Genomic DNA, 10,257 nt, shown 5'->3' with positions numbered 1-10,257 from the left:
CGTCGTCTTTCGCCGTAAACGCAGGTTCCGCAAATGGCGGTTGCGAATCCCTCGCGTCCTCGACCTACGATCGAACGCAAGGCAAGGGACGCGCCGCCTTGCGAGCCTCTCATTCCCGTTGGTTGCGGCGCCCTACCGGACGCAGTCCCACTTAAATGAAACAGAGGCTTCCAAAAGCGAGCGCCGCATTAAGGTCAGCATAGCTGACATATCTGCGGGAGAATTCTAGTGCCAGATTTACGCTGAAGTGACAAGAACCGCTTGAGCTTTGGGCGCCTCGGCAGTCCTACGGCCGCCGCAATGTTGTCAGAGCTTCCCGCGTGGCCGAGAGGGCTTGGACAAGGAAATAATTGATGCGGTCATTCGATTGGAAAGCGGGTCTGCCGTTGGCCTTGGCTCTGGCCATGAGCGCCGCGGCTCCAGAGCGCGCCTCAGCCCAATTTTTCTTCCGGCCCTTCGCTTATAGTTACAGCTACCGGACTCCCGACGAGGGACCGCCGGCCTTCGCCTCCCGTCCCGCCATCGCTTCCATCCTTGGTCGGGCGGGCTTTCGACTGGTCGGTCCGCTCGGCCATCGGGCCGACCAGATCGTCGCGACCGGCGTCAATCGCCGCGATGGCGAAATGCGCTTCATCGTCGATCCCTATGAGGGCCGCATCCTGCGGGCGGTTAGGCTGGGACCGCCAATGTACGATCGCGGCCCGCGCGACGGCGGCGACTACGGCCCGGCGGGCGGCGATCCTTACGGTCCGCCCGGCGGCGGCCCCTACGCGCAGCCTCCTGCTGTTGGAGGGGCCGGTCCCATGAATCCCGGACCGGCCGGGCGCGGTTTTGACAATGAAAGCTCCCTTAAGCCCGATCGCAGTCAAGGAGCGGCGCCGGGCGGCGCGGGGCTCGACAATGCGCCTAATCGTCAGATCCAGCAGCGCACACGAGCGGCTCAGAAAGCCGCTGCGTCTTCTAACGCTTCGCAGGCGGTCGCGCCTCCCGCGCAGGCCGCCGCGGCGCCAGCGCATGCCGCTTCGACGTCCGTTAGCCGCGCAGCCGGGGGCTCGTCACGAAGGGCAATCGTGCCGCCGCCTGGCTCGACCGGCGCGACGACGGCGGCTCCCGCCGCTTCCGCGTCGCCGCCAGCGCCCACGCCGTCTGGTTCGGCGGCGACAAAAACGCCCGACGACGCCGTTGCGAAGCCCGACGGCGGCTAACAACAAGAGAGGCGCCCAAACGGGCGCCTCTCTTGTTCCAGTTCAGACTTTTCGCCGTTACGCGGCCTTCGACTCGACGATCGTCGCCGACGGCGCGCTGACGCCGATGTCGATGCGGCGGGCCTTCTGCGCCTCCGGGATCTCGCGCACGAGGTCGACGTGCAGCAAGCCATTGACGAGGCTCGCGCCAGTTACGACGACATGGTCGGCAAGCTGGAAGCGACGCTCAAAGGCCCGCGCGGCAATGCCCTGATGCAGGACTTCGCGGCCTTCTGCGGGCTGCGCCGACTCTTTCGAGCCCTTGATAGACAGCGTGTTTTCTTTAGTCTCGACGGACAATTCGTCGCGCGAGAAGCCCGCAACCGCAAGCGTCACGCGATAGGCGTTTTCGCCGGTGCGCTCGATGTTATAAGGCGGGTAGCTTTGGGAAGTCTCGAAACCGCCGCCCTGATCAAGCAGATTGAACAGACGGTCGAACCCGACGGTCTGACGGTACAGCGGAGAGAGATCGAACTGACGCATAACATATCCTCCATGTGAGCGACATGCGGCGCGCTTGCGTGACTGCGCCGCGCCTCTTCGCGCGTCCGTTACGGCCCGCGCTGGCAACGATCTAAGAACCGCTCAAGCGTCGTTCAAGAGGCCGCCGACGCGCCGCGGCGGAAAGTCTCGGGGGGCGGCGAAAGGCGCTCAAGCGTTCGGAACGGCGACTCGAGGGCAAGCACGAGCTTGACCAGATCCGCTTGTCGCGTCGCGCCGGTTTTTTGAAAAATGCTTTTCAGATAGCCCTTGACCGTTCCCTCGCTCAGGCCAAGCGCCCGAGCAGTAGCCGGAACCCCGCCGACTTCGGCGATGGCGAGCAGCACCGAACTCTCGCGCGCTGTGAGGCCGAAGAGGCCTGCGGCGGCCTCTCCGCCCTCGCCTGCACTGAGCGCCAGCCGACGCAAGAACAGCGCCGACAGCCCGTTCGACAGCGGGAGCACATGCATCACGCAGCAGCGTGACTCTCCGCGTTTGATCATGATCGCAAAGGCTTCCGCATCGGCGTCGCCGGCACGAGCGAGCGCGCGCTCCAAAGCCTCCTTCGCGCGAGCGTCGCGAAGGGTCAGCGTTTCGCCGCAGATCGCGAGCGCGTCGCCCTCGCCGAGAAGGTCGTCGGCGCTGCGATTCCTTTGCACGATGCGCAATCTGCTGTCGACGACGAGGACGGGCGACGCCAGATCGTCGAACAATTCGACAAGCGCGGATGTGTCGGAAGCCGGCGCGTCCCGCGCGATCACGCTGGCGAGTTGCGGCAAAAGCGCGTCTAGACGCGCCTTCGCTTCGGCATTCGCAAGGCCTGCGCGCTCGTCGCGAAAGGCGACGAATATGCAAACGCCTGTCTCGGAACGATGAATGACGCCGCCGATCACATCGGCAAGTCCGAAGGGCGCCATCCAGCGTTGATAAGCGCCGCTTTGATGAAGCTCGTCACGCGAGACGAAGTCTTCCGAGGAGAACGCCCGACCGACGCCAATGTCCTCCAGAACGCGCACCTTGACCGGATCGAGTTTGCGATGGTTGCGAAAATATTCGACGATCCATGCTTTCTCGGCGTGGGTCGAATGCTTGAGCTCCAAGAGCGCCGAAACACGGTCTTCAAAAAGCAGCGCCGCAAAGCGCGCATCCAAGGCATGCGCCATTTCATCGAGCGCGTGAGGCCAGTTTTGAGAGTCGGCGCCCGCAGCTCGAATGGCCGTGACGAGGCGCGCATTTCCATCGTTCGTAGTCGTCATGTGTTCACCCGGTGCGACCTCCCGCCACACCTTCGCAAAGCCGGTCTTTGCGATGGCGCTTGCCGCGCGGCGAAACGTCGAACTGCCCTGGAGCCCCAGAAGAATCTGAAAAAATTCGAAGGCGCCAATTCATCGCACCTTAGCCTCTGTGTTGCGCAACTGCAACAAGGACAAGAATTTACGCGATAGCTTCCTGTCTCCCTCCCGATCGGGGGGAAAGGGTCAAAAGCGTAAGAGGTTAAGTTACGCCAAAGATTATCTATGGTGGGATATCAACTTTGGCGGCAATAAAGACAGCACGCAAAGACGCAAGGAAGAATCGGCTTCGCGCCTTTTTTGCCGTGACGGTCTTCGTCCTGTCGGCCTTGATTCAGGCTTATGTCGCGCCGCATGCAGCTTTAGCGGCGACGCAGGAGCTCTGTGTAGCAAGCCACTCGCTCTCAGACGAAACGGCTCCGAGCCGCGCGTCGGCGCTCGGATGGCACTCCCATTGCGGGGCCTGCCAGATTGCGACCCCGCCGCTCATTTCCGAAAAACCGCCGCTTTCCCGCGTCCAATCATCGCCGATTGCGCTCGTTTATATCGACGCGTGGGTTTTCGAACCTCGCGAACGGCGCCGTCCCGGCGAAATGCGCTCGCGCGCGCCTCCAATGCTCTCCTGACGAAACAAGAACCCGCACTGTTTCAACCCGCGCCTGCGGGTCAGGAGATCTACTTCTATGCCCCCTATCACACCATTGCGCGGCGCGAGCGCCTGCGCGCTGATTCTCGCGTCCCTCGCAACCGCGAATGCGCAAGTCTCTCTTCCCCAAATCGTCGTCGGCGCGCAGCGCGCCGCGCCAGCGACCGCGCCTTTGGAACAGGCGGGCGACGCCGCCGTGGTTCCGCAACAGGAGATCGTCGAGCAGAAACCGGACGTGTCTGATACGGCGAAGCTTCTCGAACGCCAGCCCGGCGTCAGCGTTCAGACCGGCGGCGGCGTTTCGGGTCTTCCCGCGATCCGCGGCCTCGCCGACGATCGCCTGAAAATTGTGGTTGGCGGCGTTCAAACGACGGCCACTTGCGCCAATCACATGAATTCGCCCTTGAGCTACACCGACCCCAACACGATCGGACGGGTTGAGGTCGTCACCGCTGTTTCGCCGGTGAGCAAAGGCGGCGATTCGATCGGCGGATCGATCCTGGTCACCCCGATATCGCCGGTGTTTGCAAGCCCACTTCCCCCGGCTATCGTTCCGGCCGGCGCGCCGGTTTCGCCTATCGTCGCGGCGAGCCCCTACGGTCCCGTTCCCTACCTGCCTCTCCCAGTTCCTGGGACGCTGCGCTTTGGCCCCAACGGCGAGGTGCTGGCGACAGGATCGGTTTCAGCGTTTTTCCGCGGCAACAACAACGGCGTCAGCGTTTCCGCGAACGTCAACATGGCCAATGACCATTGGAGTCTTCTCTACAACGGCTCGTGGCAGCGGGCGACCGACTATCACGCCGGCGGCAATGGCGACAAAGTTCTCTCCACGAGCTTCATCTCCGAGAACCACGCCGCCACGCTCGGCTACCAGAACGAGGGACACCTCTTCACGTTCCGCGGCGCCTATCAAAACATCCCCTATCAGGGCTTTCCGAACCAGCGGATGGATATGATTCGGAATCGCTCCTATACGCTGGATGCGAACTACAAAGGCGCCTATTCCTGGGGCATAGTCGAGGCGCGCGCCTATTGGCATCAGGTCTTCCATAAAATGGGATTCCTGGAAGACCGCTTCTATTTAAACCACCCCATGATCGCGCTTGGGCGTGATTTCGGCTACTCGGTCAAGACCGAAATTCCTTATAGTGAGCAGGATCTCTTCCGCATCGGCAATGAGTTCCACGGCTTTCGGCTGCAGGACTACTGGCCATCCGATCTCACCGGCTTCCCTCCTGTAACCGCAATGACGCGGCCATTCGCTCAGATCAACATCAACGGCGGCCAGCGCAATCGCGTGGGAACCTATGCGGAGTGGGAGCGTCGCTGGACTCCGCAATGGTCGAGCCTCATTGGCGTGCGCAATGACGTTGTTTGGATAGATACCGGTCCCGGCCGCAGCTACACGCCTTTCGCATTCGCCAATCCAAACGTCGTCGCGGTCAATCTGTTCAACGCACAAAACCGCGCCCGGACCGATGTCAACTTCGACATGACGGCTCTGGCGCGTTACGAACCTGACCCCGGCAACCTTTACGAATTCGGCTACTCACGAAAGACGCGCTCGCCCAACCTCTATGAGCGCTACACTTGGCCGGTGTTCAGTCCCTTTACAGCGATGTTCAACTGGTTCGGCGACGGCAACGGCTATACCGGCAACCTCAATCTGAAACCGGAAGTCGCCCACAATGTCGCGCTCACCGCCGCCTGGCGCGACATGTCGGGCGCCAATAATTGGGAGGCGCGAATTTCGCCCTTCTATACCTATGTCGAGAATTTCATCGACGGGGCCAGAACCGGCGGGACCTTCAATTCATTCCCCGTGGCGAACGCCTATATTTTCCAGATCCTGCAGTTCCGCAATTTCAAGGCGGAGCTCTACGGAGTTGACGGCACGGGCAGAGTGAAGCTGCATGAGTCGCCGGAATACGGGAGGCTCCAGGCGGTCGGCGTCGTCAGTTTTGTCTATGGACGCAATCTCGACATCGGCAATCCACAGTTCTGTCTGCCCGGCAACGGCTTCTGTTCCGTCGCGTCCTTCTTAATCAAGAAGGGCGACGGCCTATGGAACCTGATGCCGGCCAATGCGCGCATTGCGCTCGAGCATCAGATCGGCGGATTGAGCATGGCCGCCGAAACGCAGCTTGTCGCGCCAAAGGACCACGTCTCGGCGAACAAGGGCGAGTTCACGACGCCCGCTTACGCGCTGCTCAATCTGCGCGCGGCCTATGAGTGGAGCAACATGAGAATCGACCTCGGCGTCGACAACCTCACGAACGCGCTCTACTCTCTACCGCTTGGCGGATTCGACCTGTCGAACTATTCGTACAACGCTGTCCTTTTCGGGCGCAATGCGGGACTTGCGAGCGTTCGCCAGGTGCCCGGCATGGGCCGCAACTTTTACGCCGGCCTGACCGTGAAGTTCTAACCAGTACGCGACATCCTGAAGAGAGGCGGCGTTGGGCCGCCTCCCTTCTCTCATGCTGTCTTTCCCCCACGCTTGATGCAACGAGTTTGCGTTATCACGGGCTCTCCGTTCGCAGCGGCAGCGTTGGCGCGTCCCGAGATCATCGGCGCGCACGCGCGCTCGGCGTTCCAGCATCAGCGACTTTCGCGGGACGCTTACAACTCTGATACTAGGAACGCATGAATCCCCGCATTCGGCTCGTCGCCGGCGTCTCGCTCATCATCTTCGGCTTCGCCCTGCTTGGCTGGGCGATTTACGCCGGGCTCAATCCAACCGTTCCGTTTGAAACGCGGCTCGCGCCGATCTCGACGGAAGCTGCGAAGGATGTCGAGGCTTTCGGGCTTGGCGCCGACCAACTTCAGAAGATCGAAGTGTCTGCAAAGGACGAGCGTCGTCCTCTTGCGACCGGCGTCGTCGCGCGCGACGACTCGGGCCGATTGACGCCGCTCGTCTGGCGCAATCAGGTCACGGAGCCGATCCTCTTCTCTGATGCTTCCGCAGAAGATGCGACGAAGGTGCTCGGGGCGATCCGCGAACATACGCCGCAAGACGCGGTCGTTCTCGCCTGGTGGGACTTGTCGCGGGCGATCCGGCTCGTTGCGCGCCGCGCTGCGCCGATCGACGACGCGCAGGCGCGCGGACTTCTGCTGCCCGCCACATGGTCGGCTGCGGCGGGGTCCGAACGCGCGCGCTGGGGCGCTGGCGTCCCTGCTTCGTTTACGGAAGTCTTCACGCGCTTCATGGACGCGCTGGTCGACCCGGACGAAACGCGCGCGGTTGAATCTTTAAAGAAGCTCGCCGATAACAAGCCCGGCTATCTCGCGGTGCGCATCTCCGACGTCTGGAAACTCGCCGCTGCGCAGCCTCAAAAGCTCTTCATCGCCTATAAGGATTTCCCCTCCTCCGGCGTTTCGCACGGCCTGATCAAATCCGCGCAACAATGGCTGCGCGACGAGAAGATCGAGGGCGGCTTCGCCGTGGAGCCGATGGGCGGCGCGACTCGCCTGCATTATTTCCAGCGCAAGAGCGATGGCGACAGGCTGATCGCGCGGCTGCTGCCCTTCTCCACCTCCCTGCCCTCGCCGCCGACGCGGCTTTCGCTCGTCTATCAGCACAAGGGCTGGTGGATTTATCGGCTCAATGATTGAACAAGTTTGTAAAACCGCGTTGGCCGGGCACCGCGCCACTCACGCGATAGTATGCACATTCACTGCGTCGAAGCGAGCTTCGCGCCGCGAGCCTTTCAGCCCGCGCTTCCACGGAAGTGAACCCAGAAGTTTTGAACGACATTTCAGCAGAACCTTATTATTTGCAGACCCACTTCGCGTGAATTAAGCTCGTAGTCCTCGGTGGTCTGCCCAAAGCGTTGAATTCTCACTGCCATCCGGAGAAAAGCCGGAGGCACTCCATTGCGCTTAGCTGCGGAGTGTTTGATGACAAGGAAAAAATTGTACCCAGAGCAATACGAGCAAACAGATAAGCCCAAGAGAGGACTAATTTGGTGGCTTTTTTCGCGCCCGGCGCAGGAATAATGTGGTGGGAGTATATGTTCCCCCAGTCATGGGCAAGTTTACGCTAGCGGAAGGCGCTATGGGAATCGTTTCATTCAGTTCCTCTATACGATGGCTTGCTATTTTGTCGTTATATTCGTTGCTATCTCTTACTTCGGCATTCCTCATTCAACTAAACCCCACACTGAAAACACTACAACAAAGAACCAGCCTTATGCAGCTAAACCACTTGATGATGGATTTGCTGGAGGCGACGATAAAAATCGTCAGAATGATATTGGGGGCAATTCAAGCTTGCGCCCTCCGAACAAAGTCGACCCGGAAACTATAGATTTTTTCGATCCGGTCACCGGAGAAGCTAAGATTTGGTATTGGCGGGACTCTGACGGCCAATATGAGTTTTTCGACAATCCAGGGTTCCACCCAAAGGCGGGTGACGAGCTCAAACGCGTTGATGCTTCCGTGATTAGACTTTGGCGTCTTAAGAAGGCGGAAACGGACGCCCGTGAAATTCAGGATCACCCGCGGCAAGAAGATGAAGCCAACGCTCAAGGCGAGCAACAGAAGGTTCAGAACCAGAAAGAAGCGTCCGCACAGCGCACCCAACGGGAAGCGCAAGCAGGAGCAATGTGCGATCAACTCGCCGCGAATCCGACAGACACCCGCAAATCGAGCGAAGCCATCGGCGTCCGGTACGAAGAGCTAAAGGGTCACGCTCGCGAAGCGCTCGAGGTCTGCGGCGTTGCGGTTGAAGCGTACCCCAACGAATTGCGATACCGATATCAATATGCGCGCGCGCTCGAGGTCAATGCGCCCGATAAAGCGATTCCAATCTACCGCCAACTAATACGAGAACGTTATGCCGCTGCCTACGACAATCTCGCCAATATTCTTTTACGTAGGAGAGATATGCGCTCGGCAATTGCTGTGCTGAAAGGGGGTGTAGAGGCTGAAGATCCAGACTCGATGGTCACGCTCGCGGAGCTTATCGAGCGAGGATACTTGCCGGTGAGAAATCCTGAAGGAGCCAAGTACGCTTTGCTTGGTCGCGCGGCTCGCCTAGGTCACGCTGGAGCGCAGCTTGCCATCGAGCAGTTGAAATCAGAACGGCAGAACATACAGCAGCGGGCGTTTCAGCAGCAGCAAGAGCAACAGATGATGCTCGACGTTTTCGGTACGATTCTACGGAGCATCCCACGGTAGAATATCCAATTATCCGGTGGAAACCGCTAATCCAGCCGAATCTCGCCGAGGCGGGCCACCTTCCTTTAACCCTTACGGCTTGTTAACCGGCCCTCACTATGGTTTGTTGTGCGGCGCACCGCAGCCCAACAAATGGCGAAATTGTGGGCGATAGACCGGGCGTCGCAGCCAAAGCCGCCGCAGAGCGCCTGCCGACTCAAGGACAAATCATGAATCCAGCCGAGATCGCCGCGAGTCCGCTCGCCGCTCCCGCCGCCGACATCACGATCTGGACCATGTTCTGGGGCGCGCATATCGTCGTCAAAGCCGTCATGCTCGGATTGCTCGCCGCATCGGTCTGGTGCTGGGCGATCATCATCGACAAGACGCTGCTCTTTGCGCGCATGCGCCGCGCCATGGACCGTTTCGAGGAAAATTTCTGGTCGGGCAATTCGCTCGAGGAGCTTTACGGCAAGCTTTCTGAGCGGCCACAGACCGGCACGGCGACGCTCTTCGTGGCGGCCATGCGAGAATGGAAGCGTTCCTTCCAGTCGGGGGCCAGCGCCTCTTTCATGGGCCTGCAGGCGCGCATCGAGAAAGTGCTCGACGTCTCGATCGCCCGCGAAGTGGAGAAGCTTGAATCCAATCTGCTCGTGCTCGCGACGGTAGCGTCGGCCGGTCCGTTCGTCGGCCTGTTCGGCACGGTTTGGGGCATTATGACCTCGTTCCGCTCGATCGCGGCCTCGAAGAACACTTCGCTCGCCGTGGTCGCGCCCGGCATCGCCGAAGCGCTGCTCGCCACCGGGATCGGTCTCTTCGCCGCCATTCCCGCGCTCATCGCCTACAACAAGATGCAGGGCGACGTCGCCAGGGCGCAGGCGCGGATGGAAAGCTTCGCCGACGAGTTCTCAGCGATCCTGTCGCGTCAGATCGACCAGCACGCGGCTTCCTCGAACCGCGACCGCGCGGCGTAAGGAGCGGGCATGGGCGCTTCCCTCTCGGCCCCAGGACGCAAAGGCGGCAGGCGACGGCGCGGCGTGCCGCGCTACGGCGCCATGGCCGAAATCAATATGACGCCATTCATCGACGTCATGTTGGTGCTGCTCATCATCTTCATGGTGGCGGCGCCGCTGCTCGCCACCGGCGTCGCCGTCGATCTGCCGCAAACAAAAGCCGGCGCGCTCAATATCGACCAGAAGCCGGTGTCGATCGCCATCGACGAGAAGGGACAGGTGTTCCTGATGGATCAGCCGGTCGAGACGACGCAGTTGCTCGACAGGCTGAAGGAAGCGGCCAAGCAGGGATTCGACGAACGCATCTATGTCCGGGGCTCCAAGGCGGTGAATTACGGCCGCGTCGCCGAGGTGATGTCGCTTGTCACCACCGCCGGCTATAAGAAAGTCGCTCTGGTGACGGAGCAGGAGAAAAAGTGAGC

The 10,257-nt window shown here is 60.9% G+C and carries 8 protein-coding genes; 6 read left to right on the top strand and 2 right to left on the bottom strand.

The features are described 5' to 3' along the window. Nucleotides 1-353 precede the first annotated feature (353 nt). The gene (locus FEV16_RS03650) at nt 354-1,205 is read left to right on the top strand and encodes a hypothetical protein (RefSeq protein ID WP_138166206.1); all 852 of its coding nucleotides are present in this window, start codon (nt 354-356) and stop codon (nt 1,203-1,205) included. Nucleotides 1,206-1,262: 57 nt separating this feature from the next. On the opposite strand, the gene FEV16_RS03645 is transcribed toward FEV16_RS03650, so the two are convergent. After that, nucleotides 1,263-1,727, bottom strand: coding sequence for an Hsp20 family protein (locus FEV16_RS03645; RefSeq protein WP_138166205.1), 465 nt, complete (start codon nt 1,725-1,727; stop codon nt 1,263-1,265). Between the two features lie 113 nt (nt 1,728-1,840). Next, nucleotides 1,841-2,980, bottom strand: a complete 1,140-nt coding sequence (locus FEV16_RS03640; protein WP_138166204.1) for a helix-turn-helix transcriptional regulator — start codon at nt 2,978-2,980, stop codon at nt 1,841-1,843. 719 nt (nt 2,981-3,699) lie between these two features. Here FEV16_RS03640 and FEV16_RS03630 point away from each other — a divergent pair. The 5 genes from FEV16_RS03630 (at nt 3,700) to FEV16_RS03610 (ending at nt 10,255) form a co-directional block, all read left to right on the top strand. Then, nucleotides 3,700-6,090, top strand: a complete 2,391-nt coding sequence (locus FEV16_RS03630; protein WP_138166203.1) for a TonB-dependent receptor plug domain-containing protein — start codon at nt 3,700-3,702, stop codon at nt 6,088-6,090. A gap of 218 nt (nt 6,091-6,308) precedes the next feature. After that, nucleotides 6,309-7,277 carry a hydroxylamine oxidation protein HaoB gene (haoB, locus tag FEV16_RS03625; RefSeq protein ID WP_138166202.1) on the top strand — a complete coding sequence of 323 codons (969 nt, stop codon included), beginning with the start codon at nt 6,309-6,311 and terminating at the stop codon, nt 7,275-7,277. Nucleotides 7,278-7,751: 474 nt separating this feature from the next. Then, on the top strand, nt 7,752-8,843 hold the full coding sequence (locus FEV16_RS03620; RefSeq protein WP_138166201.1) for a hypothetical protein: 1,092 nt from the start codon (nt 7,752-7,754) through the stop codon (nt 8,841-8,843). A 209-nt stretch (nt 8,844-9,052) separates the two neighbouring features. Beyond that, nucleotides 9,053-9,796, top strand: coding sequence for a protein TolQ (gene tolQ, locus FEV16_RS03615; protein ID WP_138166471.1), 744 nt, complete (start codon nt 9,053-9,055; stop codon nt 9,794-9,796). 9 nt (nt 9,797-9,805) lie between these two features. Continuing rightward, the gene (locus FEV16_RS03610) at nt 9,806-10,255 is read left to right on the top strand and encodes a biopolymer transporter ExbD (protein ID WP_138166200.1); all 450 of its coding nucleotides are present in this window, start codon (nt 9,806-9,808) and stop codon (nt 10,253-10,255) included. Nucleotides 10,256-10,257: the final 2 nt, after the last annotated feature.

It is taken from the genome of Methylocystis sp. B8 (assembly GCF_005771425.1).
Taxonomy (GTDB): Bacteria; Pseudomonadota; Alphaproteobacteria; order Rhizobiales; family Beijerinckiaceae; genus Methylocystis.
Note: the sequence above shows the minus strand (reverse complement) of the source record. Positions and strands in the feature narration are given on the sequence as shown.

Bases quoted from the DNA above. Each gene is read 5' to 3' on its own strand.
- FEV16_RS03640 (WP_138166204.1), bottom strand. From the start codon at position 2,980: ATGACGACTACGAACGATGGAAATGCGCGCCTCGTCACGGCCATTCGA.
- FEV16_RS03620 (WP_138166201.1), top strand. From the start codon at position 7,752: ATGGCTTGCTATTTTGTCGTTATATTCGTTGCTATCTCTTACTTCGGC.
- FEV16_RS03650 (WP_138166206.1), top strand. From the start codon at position 354: ATGCGGTCATTCGATTGGAAAGCGGGTCTGCCGTTGGCCTTGGCTCTG.
- haoB (WP_138166202.1), top strand. From the start codon at position 6,309: ATGAATCCCCGCATTCGGCTCGTCGCCGGCGTCTCGCTCATCATCTTC.
- tolQ (WP_138166471.1), top strand. From the start codon at position 9,053: ATGAATCCAGCCGAGATCGCCGCGAGTCCGCTCGCCGCTCCCGCCGCC.
- FEV16_RS03610 (WP_138166200.1), top strand. From the start codon at position 9,806: ATGGGCGCTTCCCTCTCGGCCCCAGGACGCAAAGGCGGCAGGCGACGG.
- FEV16_RS03630 (WP_138166203.1), top strand. From the start codon at position 3,700: ATGCCCCCTATCACACCATTGCGCGGCGCGAGCGCCTGCGCGCTGATT.
- FEV16_RS03645 (WP_138166205.1), bottom strand. From the start codon at position 1,727: ATGCGTCAGTTCGATCTCTCTCCGCTGTACCGTCAGACCGTCGGGTTC.